Consider the following 14,603-nt stretch of genomic DNA (forward strand, 5'->3'; position numbering starts at 1 on the left):
GCACGATCAGCCGCGCCACAGCGACGGAAATCGACGTGCCGCGCCAGCCGCCGCGCTGGCCGTACTGCCTGTGCGGCCAGCGTCATCGGGACTGACACGCGCGCCGTGCGCAGCAGGCGATGCCGGATAGGAGGCCGCCCGAGTGCCGCACGTGCGCAAGCCCTGCGACGACAGCATCTCGCACGCGAGCATCTGACGGCGAAGTTGTGCCTCGACTTGCGCAGTGGGCGTGTCGTCGTCGAAACGATGCGTCCACCAGAGTGTCTCGTGGGCGATGCACAGACTGTCGTTCCGGAGCTCAGGTTGCCCGGCAAGCGCAAGCGCGATGCGCATGAGCCAGCGCGATGGCGTCGCGTCCGACAGACCCCGCTCGGCAGAGGTCGCCGTTGTGCCTGACTGCGCGTTCGCACACTCTGCGTCGACGCAGAGGGCTGCCGGCAGCGGTTGCGTCGATGTGGATCCCCATGCGGGCAGTGCGACCGGTGTTGCCACGCAGTACCCGCCAGCGACCGGGCAAGTCCAGCCATCCTGACCGTCGAGGTCCAGCAGGGTGCGCGTACCAAGAACGTCGCGAGGGGCAATCCAGTCGATAGCGGCAAGCGCAAATGGCAAACGCATAGATTTCTGTCGGAGACGGTGCAATCGCACCAGTGACGAATAAGGAACGGGCCTCGGCGCCCACGCAGTCGAACGAGTGAACCCCCGGAGATCGACACGTCGAGGAGGGTAGCGACGTGAGGTGACACGAGGTGATGACACGAGATGACGATGCGAGGTGACGATGCGAGATGACCACGCGTGGCGATGAGACGCTGCGCGTACCGCACCCGCTTCTTCGGCGGTGCGAACAAGGACCGTCATTATCGAGCGCTGTGTCGCAGGAACCATCCGGCGCAGACCTGATGTCACAGGCGAATCCCGAGATTTGCGGTTTTTTCCTATGCTCGGGATCAGGTGAAGGCACAAGTTTCTCCGGGCTGGCCCGAAGTCGAAAGAGAGTGAACAAAAATCCGTATGAATGCAAATGACCAACTGTCGAGGAGCTGCGAATGACGGGGTGTACGGGTGTCATCGTTGTGGAGGATCACGAGTTGCTGGCCGATGGGCTGTGCCGTTTGATAGAAGACGAACTCGGATGGTGTGTGCTGGCCAGGGTCGAGAACGGGCTCGACGTGTATCGCGCCTGCGTGATGCATCGACCTGCGCTCATCGTGCTGGATTTGGGGCTGCCCGGAATGGACGGCATCGACGTCATCCGGCAATGCGTTCAGCGCTGGCCCGAGTTGCGAATCATCGTGCATTCCGCGAGCGACGACGGAGAGCGGGCACGGCAGTCGCTCGAAGCCGGGGCCGCTGCGTTCGTACTCAAGAGTAGTTCGCGCGTCACGTTGATCAACGCGGCGCACGTCGTCATGCGCGGAGAACGCTTCGTCGACCCTGCTGTGTTCGGTATCGTGCACGACCCGAGAGGTGCACCGGCCAGACTTGACCCGCAGGCGGTCGAAGTGCCCGAGCGATTGTTGACGCTGCGCGAGCGGCAGGTGCTCAAGCTCGTGGCGGAAGGGCAACGCAACCGCGACATCGCGGCATTGCTGTCGATCAGTGTGAAGACGGTGGAGACGCATCGGCTGAACATGATGCGCAAGCTCGATGCTCACAACGTCGCCGACATCGTGAAATGGGCACATCGACTGCGAATGATGGTGTGAGTCAGCGTTTGACGCTGGGCTGGCGTCATCGCGACGACGCCGAACCCGGGGAAATTTCAGGTCTGTGCCGGATAGCCGACCCCGTCGCCAATGCGGGACCATCTTCGCTGGCGTTTTCTTCGCGCGCTCCGCGCCTTGCGTAATACGAAGTGGTTGCCTGGTGTTGTTGGGTAGTTGCCTGGCGCCGACGGTCGACCGCGTATTGCGCGCTCTCGCATCACCACCCTCGATGGATACCCAGACCCAGCGCAAGCTCGAACATCTCTTCGAATTGTTGGCACTGCCGCCGCAGCGCGTCACGCCTCGCATGCGCGTGGCGCTTGCGCCTTGTGTGCTGATGACCGACGTCGACGGATACGGCGTGACGCTGGCGATCACGCTGATCCGTCGCGTGACGGGGGCGGCGCGTTGGTTGCCGATGCTGTTGCAGACATGCGCACCTGAATGGAGTCTTGGTATTCCGGTGCGCGCATGCGTGGCGCAGGGCAGACCAATGCTGATTGCGACGCCTCCCGCCAGTGCCAACTCCCAGGCTGGAGAGTGGTATGCGTGTCTTATTCGCATGCGGCGCGTACTGGAGCGCATCGACGCGCAACGGCCTCCGGAGTCCCGCGCATGACACGCGTGTTGCCATGGCTGCGCATCGCCGCCGGACGCCAGGACATCGTCCTCGCGGCATTGTTGCTCGTCACCGTGCTGATGATCATCATTCCGATGCCCCCGTCGGTGATGGATTTGCTCATCGCACTGAACCTCGGGGTGTCGTTGCTGTTGCTGATGGTGGCGCTGTACATCAACGAGCCGCTGGATTTCTCCGCATTCCCTTCCGTGTTGCTGATGACGACGCTGTTTCGGCTGGGGCTCACGATCAGCACGAGCCGGCTCATCCTGCTGCATGCCGATGCCGGCGACATTGTCTACACATTCGGTGATTTCGCGGCGGGCGGGAATATCGTGGTGGGCATGATCGTGTTTCTGATCATCACCATCGTCAACTTCATCGTGATTACGAAGGGCTCGGAGCGGGTGGCCGAAGTCGGCGCGCGATTCTCGCTCGACGGCATGCCGGGCAAGCAGATGAGTATCGACGGGGATCTGCGCGCCGGCACCATCGACGCCGCGGAGGCGAAGCGTTTGCGTCGAATCGTGCAAAAGGAGAGTCAGTTCTACGGTGCGATGGACGGCGCGATGAAGTTCGTGAAGGGCGATGCCATTGCCGGGCTCGTCATCATCGTGGTGAATCTGCTCGGCGGTATCGGCGTGGGGGTCTTCATGCGGGGAATGAGCGCCGGCGACGCTGCGGCGATCTACGCCATTCTGTCGATCGGTGACGGACTCGTGTCGCAAATTCCGGCGTTGCTCATTTCCGTCACGGCGGGGATCATCGTGACGCGCGTGCCCGGGGAACAGCGTCGCAATCTCGCGCGTGAACTCACGGATCAACTGGCGGCGCAGCCGCGGTCGCTGACATTGGCCGCCGTCGTGCTGGTGCTCTTTGGACTGATTCCGGGATTTCCGGTGCATTACTTCCTTCTGCTTGGCGCACTGGCCGGCGGCGCGGCCTGGTGGGTCGAACGGCTCGCGCGCGAGCGCGACGGTGGGCACGACGCCACAACTGGGGGCGGCGCAGCGTCGACGGCCGGGCGTCCCGGCGCGCAGCCGTTGCTGGCAAAACTCAGTGTCGTATTGATGGATGCGTGTGGCGGAATCGCGGCAGTTTCCGAGCGCGTCAATGCCCTGCGCAATCAGAAATTCGAGCAATTCGGCGTGCCGATGCCCGAAGTGCAGGTTCAGGTCGATGCCGCCTTGCCGGTCGGCACGCTGGACATCGCGCTGTATCACGAGAGCGTGCTTACGCTCGATGTCGCCCCCGACGCAGCGCTCGCGCACTACGACGCTGCACATCCGATCTCCGTTTTGCGAAGTCTCGTGGCGGGGGCGCCGCGCGAAACGCCGTTGCCTTTCGGTGGACAAACGCTGTTCTGGCTCGACGACACGCAACGAAGTGAATGTAAGTCGCTCGGTGGCGTCGTCATCGACGGCGCGGATCGCGTGGCGCATTGCGTGTCATTGGTCATCGACGCCCATGCGGCCGACTTCCTCGGCGTGCAGGAGGCGCGATTCCTGATGGACGCGATGGAAGATCGCTATGGCGAACTCGTCAAGGAGTTGCAGCGACAGTTGCCCATCAGCCGAACGGCGGAGGTGCTGCAACGACTGGTGGCCGAAGGCGTGTCGATTCGCGACCTGCGTCGCGTGTTCGAAGCGTTGATCGAATGGGCGCCGAGAGAGCGCGATCAGATCATGCTCACGGAGTATGTGCGGCTCAGTTTGCGCCGCCATATCACGCGACGCTTTCGTCGGGGCACGGAGCACATTACCGGATGGAACGTGGGCCGCGGTATCGAAGACACCGTGCGCGCGGCCGTTCGTCAAACGGCTTCAGGGTCGTACGCCGATCTGAATCCTGCGCAAACCGACGCCATTCTCAATGCCATCGACGGCGCAGTGAATGCCCATGATGGCTCGCCCGCCGTGCTTTTTACTGCGATGGACGTGCGCCGCTTCGTCAGGAAACTCGTGGAGCGGGACCGTGCGGACTTGCCTGTCCTGTCCTTTCAGGAAGTCGCGGACGAACCGCACGTACGTGTGCTCGGCACGATCGACGTGCAGGGAGCGGTCTGACATGCGACGTCCCGATGCCGCGCGAATTGCCAATGGACTGCGACGTACGCTCGATGCGCAACGCAAGGCTTGCGACGATTGGCGACGCAGCGTACATCGCGACATCCTCTATGGTCGAATCGACAAGATCACACCGAATGCAATGCGCGCCCGGTTGCCAGGTGCGGCGCTCGGCGAGCAATGCCGTGTCATGTCGCCGTCGCTGGACGCGGAGGTCATCGCCGTGGAAGGGCGGCATGTCTGGCTCGCGCCCTACGCGGAACCGAATGGCGTGGCCAATGGGGCGCTTGTTCAAGCCATGGGGACATCGTCGCGCGTGGCCGTTGGCGGGCATCTGGTCGGTGAAGTGCTCGATGGGTTGGGGCGTCCGTTGACGGCTGGGGTCGAATCGGCCGGGGCGGCCCCGCCCGGTGGCGGATCGGATATGGCATGGCGATCGCTGGATGCCGAGCCGCCGCCGGCAATGCGTCGGGCGCTGATCTCGCGGAGTTTGCCGATCGGCATTCGTGCCATCGACGGCATGCTGACTTGCGGTCGCGGCCAACGCCTTGGCATCTTCGCGGCGGCGGGCGGCGGCAAGAGCACGTTGCTTGCCATGATGTGTCAGGGCGCGGGCGCGGATGTCATCGTGGTCGCGCTGATCGGCGAGCGCGGTCGCGAGGTGAGAGAGTTCATCGAACAAGCGCTGACGCCGCAGGCGCGGGCGCGCACGGTATGCGTGGTCGCGACGTCCGACCGCCCGGCGTTGGAGCGGATGAAAGCCGCCTACACTGCGACGGCCATCGCCGAAGCGTTTCGGGATGAGGGCAAGGAGGTGCTGCTGCTCATGGATTCATTGACCCGGTTCGGCCGCGCCGTGCGCGACATCGGCATGGCGGCGGGCGAACCCCTGGGGACGACGAGCGGCCTGCCGCCCAGTTTCTACGCGCGTCTGCCACGACTTCTGGAGCGCGCCGGAACGGGCGAGCGAGGCAGCATCACCGCGTTCTACACGGTGCTTGTGGAGGGGGACAACCTTGACGAGCCATTGGCCGATGAAGTGCGTTCGATTGTCGACGGACACATCGTGTTGTCGAGGCGACTCGCGCAGGCGAACCATTATCCCGCCATTGATGTGCCGAAGAGCCTTTCCCGCGTGATGTCCCAGGTTGCGGGCGCACGGCACGTCGAATGTGCGGCGCGTGTGCGACGTGCGATGGCGCTCGCGGATGATGTCGAATTGCTGGTCCGCGTCGGCGAGTATCAACCCGGCAACGATCCGGACACGGACGACGCGCTCGCCCGCGCCCCGGAGATTCGCGCATTCCTTTGTCAGGCGCAGCACGATGTGGCGCCGTTCGACGACACCCTCGCATGGCTGGAACATCTCGCGAACTGACGCACCGCGAGGGCATCGCTTCGCTCGCGCGGCTCGCCCGTCGCCGGGAGGCCAGCTTGCGCGCGACGTTGGCGCGGCTGACAAGCGCAGCGAATGCGGCCGACGCCCAGGTGAGCGCCTGCGACCGTGCGTGCGAAGTGCAGCGCCGCGCCTGGCAGGACGCTTTGTCGCGAGGAGGCGTCTATGGACCAAGGGAGGCGGCCGGTGCGTCGCAGTCGGTTGACGCCGAACGTCGCTTGCTTGCCGAGGCGAAGTCCCGTCACAGTGCCGCCGTCGCGCATGCACGACAAACCCATGCGAGCCTGCAAGACCTGCACGAGCGACTTCAGAACAATGCGCGCAAGCAGGAGAAGTTACGCGAATTACTGACGCTGTATCCGCGTTGACGTCACAGTCGGAGCGATGTCGACACGCTTTCTCACCCTTTCCATCAGGAGGAACACACCGTGAATATCATCCGCCGTAGCGGCCTGAGCGTCGGCGCGTTCGAAAGTCCGGCCGACAGACTGCCCTCGCACCCCACGCGGCCCTCGCACCGCGGCAAAGTGCCGTCACATCGATTCGGACTGTATGGAGAATGCGGCGAGCGCGGCGAGCACGTCTTCCCCTCGATGAGCGAACCGACTGCACGCGTGAGCGGACCCGTCGATGTGCTGCGATGGTTGCGCGTCTGGCATGCGAGGCAAAACGCCAATTGGGACGGCGGGAGCATGCTGCGCGTGATCGTGCATGGCGGGGCGCTCGATACGCTGGTCGTCGAAGCGCGGCGTGGGCTGCAAGGTATTACGGTGAGTCTGCTATGCGTGCAACTGGCGATGTACCGACGATTGCTCGCACATCGGGGACAGCTTTCCCGGACGCTGACATCGCGTCTGGGGCTTCCCGTCACCATTGAAGTCGAGGCTCGTTATGCGCCCTGAGACGTTGCCCGCGTGCGCGCAGAAGAACGAAGAGACAGTGGGGGAGGGGGCCTCCATTTGGCTGGAGGACCTGCTGGCAGGGCGGGGTTGTGTGGTGTTCAACGAGGATGACACCGAGGTGCGCGTCGGCTGGATGTTCACCGGGGGGGACGGGCTGGTGGTGACGGCGCATGTTGACGAGGGTGTCGTCGGTCAGATCCGGTTCTGGTGCGATGCGCAACAGTGGGCCGACTGGCTCGCAGAGGATTTGCCTGTGGCGACCTGGGAGGATTTACCACCGCCATGGCACGCGAGCGCCGCGTCGCTGACGCTCGCCACGGGCGGACCGCCTCCGACTGACGGTGACACGTCGGAGACGACGATGCCCCGTGCTTCGTGGCCGAAAGCCGTATCGATTTCACGTGCGCATGTCGACAGGCAGTGGCGCGTGGGCATCATGCTCAGTCGAGATGGACGCCGGTTGACGTTGCCGTTGCTTGATGGGGCGACAGCGTGGCTGCGAGAGCGATGTCAGCACGCGATGCCGTGCGACACGCCCCTCGATCCAAAGGGCTATCCGATGCGCCGCTGCGCGATGGCCGTCGGGTGGAGCGAATTACCTGCGTCGCTGTGCGACAGTCTGTCGGGCGGCGGCGCGGCGCTGCTCGACGTCGCAGCCGATGTCTGCTCGGGCGAATATTGGCTGATCGACGGCGCATATGCCATCGCGATGCGAGACGGACAACCTGTGCAACGGCGCGTGGTCTTGATCGAGCCGATGGGTAAGGCGACGGGCGTGGCCGGAGATGGCGCCCGCTCCGAGGCAGAGGGCGAAGCAACGGGAGCAACGAGGGCAACGACAGGGGAGACGACAGGGGAGACGACAAGCGGGGCGGCAAAGGCCGAGCGCATGGAAGAAGGCGTTCGCAACGGCGATGTGGCCCGGTGCGTCCGGTTGCTCGCCGTCATTGCCGAGAAGGAAATTCCCCTTCCCTGGCTGATGGCGTGGCGCAAAGGGCACGAGACGTCGCCAAGTCCGACCGGGCAAGAGACGATGACTGCGGGGCACATCGCGCTCTGGCGAGACGGTTCGCATTGGGCAGACGGGCGTTTGCTGCGATTCGGCGATGGGCGCCTCGCAGTGCAAGTCGATCCCGGGCTCGCGACGCCGGCCGCCGCGAACGGCATGTCCGAGACAATTTCGGGTCGTGACCCGATGGCCGATGCCGATGCCGTCACCGCGTCCGCTACTGAAGCCATCGCCGCAACCGAGTGCCGGCGTCATCCCATTGCATCCGCGCTCGTCATCCATGACCGGTGAGTTTTCCCGGCATTCGGCGACGTCCCTTGGAGTTCATATGTCCCTGCTCGATCATCCGGCGCAGCTCGTCGTCTTGCTATCGCTGCTCTCGATCATGCCGTTGCTGGTGGTGTTGGGGACTGCATTTCTGAAACTCGCCGTGGTGTTCGCGCTGTTGCGCAACGCCCTTGGCACGCAGCAAATTCCACCCAACATCGCCATCTACGGCCTATCGCTCGTGCTCACGTGTTTCATCATGGCGCCCGTTGCCTTCGACATCGAGGAGAACCTGGGCAAGCGTCCGGTGTCGCTGTCGTCCCGGAACTTTGTGGCCGATGTGGACGCCAGCGTGCTCTCTCCGTACCGTCATTTCCTCACACGTCACACCGATGCCAGACAACGCGACTTCTTTGCCGGTCTGGGCAGCCAGACATGGCCGAAGGCCCATCGTGACCGGCTCGGCGCAGACTCGCTGCTCGTGCTCATGCCCGCGTTTGCACTGAGTCAGCTGGCCGAGGCCTTCAAGATCGGATTGTTGCTGTACTTGCCCTTCGTCGTGATCGATCTCGTGATCTCGAACATTCTCCTTGCGATGGGGATGATGATGGTCTCGCCCATGACCATCGCACTGCCGTTCAAGTTGCTGATCTTCGTGATGATGAACGGCTGGGAGCAACTGGTGCGGCAGTTGATGCTGTCGTACGCATGACGACGGGGGAGGCCAACCCATGAGCGAAGCCATCGTCGTCAATCTCACGAGCGAGATGCTCTGGCTCACTTTGCTGATGTCGCTGCCGACCGTGGTCGTCGCCTCGGCCGTTGGCGTGCTGGTGTCGCTTGTGCAGGCGCTCACGCAAGTGCAGGACCAGACCGTGCAGTTCCTTATCAAGCTCATCGCCGTATCGGTCACGCTCGCTGCGACGTACGGCTGGATGGGGCACGTGCTGCTCAACTACGCAGGAAACGCGTTCGAGCAGATCGCCCGGATGGGGTGATGCGAATGGAGACCACGGCAGCCATGCACGGCGGTGCGACACACGCCGCGCTCGGGACAGAGATGTTGGGGTGGGGACTCGCATGGGCGGTATCGATGTTGCGGCCATTGGGCATTGCGATGCTGCTGCCTGTGCTGTCGGTCGGCATGCTCGGTGCGGGAATGTTGCGCAATGCGCTGGTGCTGGCGCTGGCGCTGCCGATCGTCGGGCTGGTGCATGCGACATCGCAGATGCCGACGCAATGGAGCGGCTGGGCGCTTCTGGTGGCTCGCGAGTTGTTCGTCGGTGGCCTGCTCGGCCTGGTGGCGACGTTACCGTTCTGGGCCATCGACATGACCGGGTATGTGATCGACACGATGCGTGGCGCGTCGATGGCGAGCGTGCTCAACCCTCTATTGGGGGCGCAATCGTCGATCTTCGGTATCGCATTGACGCAGATGCTTTGCGTGCTTTTTTTCGTCACACCGGCGGCGCACGCGCTGCTCGGCGCACTTTACGACTCGTACGTTGCGTTGCCCGTTGGCGGAGCCTGGCGATGGAACGACGCGTCGCTCGCGTGGCTGCTCTCGCTTTGGCAGGCAATGCAGGTCATGTGCGTGGCGGTGGCGTTGCCTGCGATGGTCGTGATGGTGCTCGTCGACATGTCGATGGGCTTCGTCAATCGTGCGGCCCAGCAGCTCAACGTGTTCTTTCTCGCCATGCCGGTCAAGAGTGCGATGGCGCTGCTCGTGACCGTCGCCAGCCTGCCGTTCGCCATTGCCGTGCCGCTTGCGCACTGGTATCGGCTGCCCGAACTGTTTCGCGCGTGGATCGCGATGACGCAGTCGACTTCGTAAGACAGGTAACAGCGAAATGAGCGAGAAAAACCTCCCCCCGACGCCCAAGAAGATCGAAGACGCACGCAAGAAGGGGCGCGTTGCCAAAAGCGCCGACCTGTCCGTGTGCATGCAGCTCGGTGCGGTGCTTGCCTGGCTGATGTTCGAAGGCCCGGCGTTGTACGACGCCCTTCAGGCGCTCGTCTTGCGCATGCTCCTCGTGCTTCGCGACCCGGTCGATGAGGCGGTGCAAGGCATGCTCGGGCCGTCGTTGCTGATTTTCGTTCGGTTTGCCGGCGGACTCGCAGTGCTGCTGATCGTGACCACGTGGTTGGCGATGGTGTTGCAGGTCGGGGCGCTGGTGGCGCCGGATGTCATTCGTCCCAAGTACGAACGCATCGATCCCGTCGCCAAGGCGAAGCAGTTGTTCTCGATGCAGTCGATTTTCGAGTTCGGCAAGTCGCTGATCAAGGTTGCCGTGCTCGGCGTGGTGTTCTTCTATCTGATCCGGCAGTACACGCCCTCGCTGGCGGTGCTGCCGCAATGTGGCCCGTCGTGCGGGCTGGCGCTAACGGTCAGACTGCTGTTCTGGCTGATGGCCGTGCTCGTGGTGGCGTACGTGGTGTTCGGTGGACTCGATTTCGCATATCAAAAGTATCAGCTGCGCAAGCAACTGATGATGTCTCACGACGAGATCAAGCGCGAGTCCAAGGAAGTCGAGGGCAATCGCGAGATCAAGAACAAGCGCCGCGACATTCATCGCGAGACGATCGAGAGCGGCAGTTTGACGAACAACGTCAAGCGCTCGACGGCGGTTGTGCGCAACCCCACGCGGCTGGCGATTTGTCTGCGTTACGTCGCCGGGGAGACGGCGGTGCCATTGGTGATCGAGAAGGGCCGCAACGAACGTGCAAAGACCATCATTCGAATCGCACAGCGCGAGGGGATTCCGGTGGTCGAGCACGTGCCGGTCGCTCGCCGGTTGATGGACGACGTCGCCGTCGATGCACCGATTCCGCCCGATTTGTTCGATGCGGTGGCGGCGATTCTACGCCTCGCGCTGGATCTGCCGTATGAGGTGCAGGCCACGTCCGAGGGCGGGGCAGACCTGGAATCCCGTGATGGGGGCACAGCATGAGGGCGCCGGCCATGACATTTTCCCGACGCGCCTGGCGTCTGAGTGTGCTCGCATGCGGGGCGTTCGCGCTGAGCGGGTTACCAACCCTGGCGGCCGACCGGGGGCTGTTGCCCCATCATCCGCGCGTGGCCGACGCGCAAATCGCGGTGCCTTCCGTGTCTTCCGTGTCTTCCACCTCGCCCGCGCTTTCCACGCCGTCCACGCCGTCCTCGCTGCTCGCGCGGTCCGTTGTAGTCCCGGCAGGCGTCGCGCAGGACGCGACTGATACCCGTCATCATGAGCGCGGCATGGCGATCTCACGCAACGACCCACGGCAGGCGGCACGGCGTCTCGTCTCCCCGTGGCGCGAGCCGGAAGTCGCTGCGCCCATCTCGATCGCATCGGCCAGATCGTCCCCTGCGCCCGGCGTCGTCGATGTTTCGGGCAGCGACGAACGGGCCGCCACCGTCTTGTCCGCGCCATCCGCTCCGCCCACTCCGCCCACTCCGCCCGCTCCGCCCGCATCGGCTGCGGCATCGGCGGGCATGGCGGACCGGGCAGACCGTTCGGACTGGGAGAGCGTGGTCCCGCCCGTCCCCACGGAACTCCCTTACGACGCATTGGTACGTCGCACCGCACGCGCCACGTCGGTCGACGCCGCGTTGCTGCACGCGATTATCGACACGGAGTCGGGATACGACCCGCAAGCCGTGTCCGAGCGCGGCGCCATCGGATTGATGCAGATTCTGCCGCGTACCGGCCAGCGCTTTGGCGTGAGACGTCTCGAAGATCCTGCCGAAAATCTGCGCGCCGGCGCGTCCTACCTGCGCTGGTTGCTTTCGCGATTCGACGGAGACGTCAGTCTCGCGCTTGCAGCGTATAACGCCGGAGAGGGCGCGGTGCTGCGCTACGGACGCCGGGTGCCGCCATTCCCCGAGACGCGCAACTACGTGCGCAAGGTTCTGGCGGGGTACACCCGTCTGCGCGGGGCGGGGGAGTCGGGCGCCGTGACGACATCTGCTCCGGCGTCGGACATGCCTCCGGCAACAGCGGTTTCGGCCAAACCGGAAGGGCGGGCGTCCGCTCGACAGACGTCTGGCGCGACGCAGATCGACGGCCCCGAACGGACCGACGACGACGTGGCCCGGACGTGGCGTCTGCTACAGGGGCTAGGCACACTGATTACGCATAGCCCGGGGGCCGGCGCAGAGCGCGCCGCCCACGAGGGCGACCAGCCTGCGGTGCTCATGCCGTCGCGGGGGCGGGAGCGCACGGCCGGTGTGGGCCTGCGTCCGGACGGGCGCGACGGCTAGCTGTGGCGCGTTCGGGGGAATCAGAGCGCGGTGAGCGCGGGACCGGCAGAGGTCGCGGGAGCCGCAGGCGTCGCAGGCGCGGGCACGGCGTCCGTGGGCGCCGTATCGGCCACCGAGGGACGCGTGGACATGCGCTCGAAATGGCGAGCGAGGTTGGGGTGCGCATCGCGCCAGTCGATCTCGGGATAACGGAAATCGAGATAACCGAGCGAGCAGACGACCGCGACGTCGGCCAGCGTCAGGCGATTGCTTGCGCACCATTGGCGCTCGTCGAGCCCGCGCGCCATCGCCCGCAAGCTTTCGCGAATTTTGCCGAGCTGGCGGTCGATGAGCTTCTGCGAGCGCGACGCTTCGTCGTGGTACATGCGCTCGACGCGAATTTGGACCGCAGCATCCGTCACACCGTCGGCCAGCGCTTCCCAGCAGCGCACTTCCGCACGTTCGCGACCCGAGGGCGGGATGAGCTTGCCGACCGGGGAGAGGGTGTCGAGGTACTCGCAAATGACCCGGGAATCGAACACGGCTTCGCCGTCTTCCATGACCAGACAGGGCACTTTGCCGATCGGGTTCGACTCCTGGATGCGCGTGTCGTCGGCCCAGACGTTCTCCAGTTCGAGCTTGTAGTCGAGCTTTTTCTCAGCCAGCACGATGCGGACTTTACGAACGTAGGGGCTGGCGAGGGCACCGATCAACTTCATGTGAATCCTTGATAAATCGCTGTAGCGCGGCACAGAGTATAACGTGCGGGATGGCCTGAGCCGGGGAATGGTAAAATACTGGCCTTTCCGAGTTGGCGCATCGCCGGCTCCCCCGGTTTTCTTTTTCGGTGCCCAGTGCCATGTCCGACGAATTCTCCCCATTGACCGCGCTCTCCCCGCTCGACGGCCGTTATGCCAGCAAGACCGACGCTCTGCGTCCGTGGCTGTCCGAAGCGGCATTCATGCGCAACCGCGTGAAGGTCGAAATCCACTGGCTGATCGCCCTGTCCAAGGCGGGTTTTGCCGAGATCGCCCCGTTCTCGAGCGCGGCGGAGACATTCCTCCTGAATCTGGCGGCCAACTTCTCGAACGCCGATGCCCAGCGCATCAAGGACATCGAGAAAGTCACCAACCACGACGTGAAGGCCGTGGAGTACTGGCTCAAGGAGAAGGTGCAGGGCCAGGCCGAGCTCGAAAAGGCGAGCGAATTCATTCACTTCGCGTGCACGTCGGAAGACATCAACAATACGTCGCACGGCATGATGCTCAAGGGCGCACGCGACGAGGTGCTCGTGCCGGCGCTCGAATCGCTCGTGACCAAGCTGAGCGAACTGGCGCGCGAACACGCTGCCCAGCCGATGCTCTCGCGCACGCACGGCCAACCGGCCTCGCCGACCACGCTTGGCAAGGAAATCGCCAACGTGGCGGTGCGTCTGGCCCGTGCGCTGGAGCGGATTCGCCGTGTCGAGCTGCTCGCCAAGATGAACGGCGCCGTCGGCAACTACAACGCGCACCTGTCCGCCTACCCCGAATACGACTGGGAGACGTTCTCGAAGGCCGTCATCGAGCAGCGTCTGGGCCTGACGTTCAATCCCTACACCATTCAGATCGAACCGCACGACTACATGGCCGAGCTGTTCGACGCCGTGGCCCGCGCCAACACTATCCTGCTCGACCTGAACCGCGATATCTGGGGCTACATCTCGGTCGGCTATTTCAAGCAAAAGACGAAGGCTGGCGAAATCGGTTCGTCGACCATGCCGCACAAGGTCAACCCGATCGACTTCGAGAACTCGGAGGGCAACCTCGGTCTGGCCAACGCCGTGCTGCGCCACCTGGCCGACAAGCTGCCGGTCTCGCGCTGGCAGCGCGACCTGACGGACTCCACCGTGCTGCGCAACATCGGCGTGGCGTTTGGCTACAGCCTGCTTGCCTACGACTCGTGCCTGCGCGGTCTGGGCAAACTGGAAGTGAATCCGCAGCGTCTGGACGAAGACCTCGACAACACGTGGGAAGTGCTCGCCGAGCCGGTGCAGACGGTCATGCGTCGCTTCGGTGTGCCCAACCCGTACGAACAGCTCAAGGAGCTCACGCGCGGCAAGGGCATTACCCGCGAAGCGCTGCAAACGTTCATCAAGCAACTCGCGATTCCGGAAGATGCCAAGGCGCGTCTGCTGGAAATGACGCCGGCGAACTATGTCGGTATCGCCGAATCGCTCGCCAAGCGTGTTTGAGGTCGCTGACGCGAGAGTGAGCGATTAGGGCGTAGACAAGACAACGACACACGCCCTCGACGCTCATCCGCTGTGATCCGCCATACCCGGACGGGCCGCATCTGCGGCCCGTTTTGCATGGTTCGTCGGCTTTTGTGGGGGCTTTGTCTGCTTTTGCGGGTCGTATGGCCGATTGCTGTT

General features: G+C 64.1%; 15 protein-coding genes. 13 read left to right on the forward strand and 2 right to left on the reverse strand.

Going from position 1 to position 14,603, the window contains the following annotated elements; translation table 11 throughout:
• Positions 1-6: 6 nt before the first annotated feature.
• Positions 7-618 (reverse strand): hypothetical protein, encoded by a 612-nt coding sequence (locus tag UC34_RS04635; protein ID WP_044454290.1) that lies wholly within the window; start codon positions 616-618, stop codon positions 7-9.
• A 431-nt stretch (positions 619-1,049) separates the two neighbouring features.
• Between UC34_RS04635 and UC34_RS04640 the strand changes: the two genes are divergently transcribed.
• From UC34_RS04640 to UC34_RS25310, 12 genes are all read left to right on the forward strand, one after another.
• Positions 1,050-1,709: a two component system response regulator gene (locus tag UC34_RS04640; RefSeq protein ID WP_044454292.1), complete on the forward strand. Its 660-nt coding sequence runs from the start codon at positions 1,050-1,052 to the stop codon at positions 1,707-1,709.
• A gap of 229 nt (positions 1,710-1,938) precedes the next feature.
• The gene (locus tag UC34_RS04645; protein WP_044454294.1) at positions 1,939-2,328 is read left to right on the forward strand and encodes a hypothetical protein; all 390 of its coding nucleotides are present in this window, start codon (positions 1,939-1,941) and stop codon (positions 2,326-2,328) included.
• Positions 2,325-4,394, forward strand: coding sequence for a type III secretion system export apparatus subunit SctV (gene sctV, locus UC34_RS04650; RefSeq protein ID WP_044454296.1), 2,070 nt, complete (start codon positions 2,325-2,327; stop codon positions 4,392-4,394). Before UC34_RS04645 ends, sctV begins: the two co-directional genes overlap by 4 nt.
• A gap of 1 nt (position 4,395) precedes the next feature.
• Positions 4,396-5,772: a FliI/YscN family ATPase gene (locus UC34_RS04655; RefSeq protein WP_044454298.1), complete on the forward strand. Its 1,377-nt coding sequence runs from the start codon at positions 4,396-4,398 to the stop codon at positions 5,770-5,772.
• Positions 5,748-6,158 carry a hypothetical protein gene (locus UC34_RS04660; RefSeq protein WP_044454300.1) on the forward strand — a complete coding sequence of 137 codons (411 nt, stop codon included), beginning with the start codon at positions 5,748-5,750 and terminating at the stop codon, positions 6,156-6,158. Before UC34_RS04655 ends, UC34_RS04660 begins: the two co-directional genes overlap by 25 nt.
• A 60-nt stretch (positions 6,159-6,218) precedes the next feature.
• Positions 6,219-6,692 (forward strand): hypothetical protein, encoded by a 474-nt coding sequence (locus UC34_RS04665; RefSeq protein WP_044454302.1) that lies wholly within the window; start codon positions 6,219-6,221, stop codon positions 6,690-6,692.
• On the forward strand, positions 6,682-7,992 hold the full coding sequence (locus UC34_RS04670; protein ID WP_044454304.1) for a hypothetical protein: 1,311 nt from the start codon (positions 6,682-6,684) through the stop codon (positions 7,990-7,992). The genes UC34_RS04665 and UC34_RS04670 overlap by 11 nt, the downstream gene beginning before the upstream one ends.
• A 37-nt stretch (positions 7,993-8,029) precedes the next feature.
• Complete coding sequence (gene sctR, locus UC34_RS04675; RefSeq protein ID WP_044454306.1) at positions 8,030-8,680, forward strand: type III secretion system export apparatus subunit SctR; 651 nt, start codon at positions 8,030-8,032, stop codon at positions 8,678-8,680.
• A gap of 19 nt (positions 8,681-8,699) precedes the next feature.
• The gene (sctS, locus tag UC34_RS04680) at positions 8,700-8,966 is read left to right on the forward strand and encodes a type III secretion system export apparatus subunit SctS (RefSeq protein ID WP_044454308.1); all 267 of its coding nucleotides are present in this window, start codon (positions 8,700-8,702) and stop codon (positions 8,964-8,966) included.
• A 5-nt stretch (positions 8,967-8,971) separates the two neighbouring features.
• Positions 8,972-9,802 carry a type III secretion system export apparatus subunit SctT gene (gene sctT, locus UC34_RS04685; RefSeq protein WP_237165233.1) on the forward strand — a complete coding sequence of 277 codons (831 nt, stop codon included), beginning with the start codon at positions 8,972-8,974 and terminating at the stop codon, positions 9,800-9,802.
• Between the two features lie 16 nt (positions 9,803-9,818).
• The gene (locus UC34_RS04690; protein WP_044454310.1) at positions 9,819-10,919 is read left to right on the forward strand and encodes an EscU/YscU/HrcU family type III secretion system export apparatus switch protein; all 1,101 of its coding nucleotides are present in this window, start codon (positions 9,819-9,821) and stop codon (positions 10,917-10,919) included.
• A gap of 11 nt (positions 10,920-10,930) precedes the next feature.
• Complete coding sequence (locus UC34_RS25310; RefSeq protein ID WP_084070359.1) at positions 10,931-12,211, forward strand: lytic transglycosylase domain-containing protein; 1,281 nt, start codon at positions 10,931-10,933, stop codon at positions 12,209-12,211.
• Positions 12,212-12,231: 20 nt separating this feature from the next.
• Here the strand turns inward: UC34_RS25310 and UC34_RS04705 are convergent, their stop codons facing one another.
• On the reverse strand, positions 12,232-12,909 hold the full coding sequence (locus tag UC34_RS04705; protein ID WP_237165234.1) for a glutathione S-transferase family protein: 678 nt from the start codon (positions 12,907-12,909) through the stop codon (positions 12,232-12,234).
• Between the two features lie 140 nt (positions 12,910-13,049).
• Between UC34_RS04705 and purB the strand changes: the two genes are divergently transcribed.
• The gene (gene purB, locus UC34_RS04710) at positions 13,050-14,423 is read left to right on the forward strand and encodes an adenylosuccinate lyase (RefSeq protein WP_044454313.1); all 1,374 of its coding nucleotides are present in this window, start codon (positions 13,050-13,052) and stop codon (positions 14,421-14,423) included.
• The last annotated feature ends 180 nt before the right edge of the window (positions 14,424-14,603 follow it).

Source organism: Pandoraea vervacti (assembly GCF_000934605.2).
Lineage (GTDB): Bacteria > Pseudomonadota > Gammaproteobacteria > Burkholderiales > Burkholderiaceae > Pandoraea > Pandoraea vervacti.

Bases quoted from the DNA above. Each gene is read 5' to 3' on its own strand.
- UC34_RS04635 (WP_044454290.1), bottom strand. From the start codon at position 618: ATGCGTTTGCCATTTGCGCTTGCCGCTATCGACTGGATTGCCCCTCGC.
- UC34_RS04640 (WP_044454292.1), top strand. From the start codon at position 1,050: ATGACGGGGTGTACGGGTGTCATCGTTGTGGAGGATCACGAGTTGCTG.
- UC34_RS04645 (WP_044454294.1), top strand. From the start codon at position 1,939: ATGGATACCCAGACCCAGCGCAAGCTCGAACATCTCTTCGAATTGTTG.
- sctV (WP_044454296.1), top strand. From the start codon at position 2,325: ATGACACGCGTGTTGCCATGGCTGCGCATCGCCGCCGGACGCCAGGAC.
- UC34_RS04655 (WP_044454298.1), top strand. From the start codon at position 4,396: ATGCGACGTCCCGATGCCGCGCGAATTGCCAATGGACTGCGACGTACG.
- UC34_RS04660 (WP_044454300.1), top strand. From the start codon at position 5,748: ATGGCTGGAACATCTCGCGAACTGACGCACCGCGAGGGCATCGCTTCG.
- UC34_RS04670 (WP_044454304.1), top strand. From the start codon at position 6,682: ATGCGCCCTGAGACGTTGCCCGCGTGCGCGCAGAAGAACGAAGAGACA.
- sctR (WP_044454306.1), top strand. From the start codon at position 8,030: ATGTCCCTGCTCGATCATCCGGCGCAGCTCGTCGTCTTGCTATCGCTG.
- sctS (WP_044454308.1), top strand. From the start codon at position 8,700: ATGAGCGAAGCCATCGTCGTCAATCTCACGAGCGAGATGCTCTGGCTC.
- sctT (WP_237165233.1), top strand. From the start codon at position 8,972: ATGGAGACCACGGCAGCCATGCACGGCGGTGCGACACACGCCGCGCTC.
- UC34_RS04690 (WP_044454310.1), top strand. From the start codon at position 9,819: ATGAGCGAGAAAAACCTCCCCCCGACGCCCAAGAAGATCGAAGACGCA.
- UC34_RS25310 (WP_084070359.1), top strand. From the start codon at position 10,931: ATGACATTTTCCCGACGCGCCTGGCGTCTGAGTGTGCTCGCATGCGGG.
- UC34_RS04705 (WP_237165234.1), bottom strand. From the start codon at position 12,909: ATGAAGTTGATCGGTGCCCTCGCCAGCCCCTACGTTCGTAAAGTCCGC.
- purB (WP_044454313.1), top strand. From the start codon at position 13,050: ATGTCCGACGAATTCTCCCCATTGACCGCGCTCTCCCCGCTCGACGGC.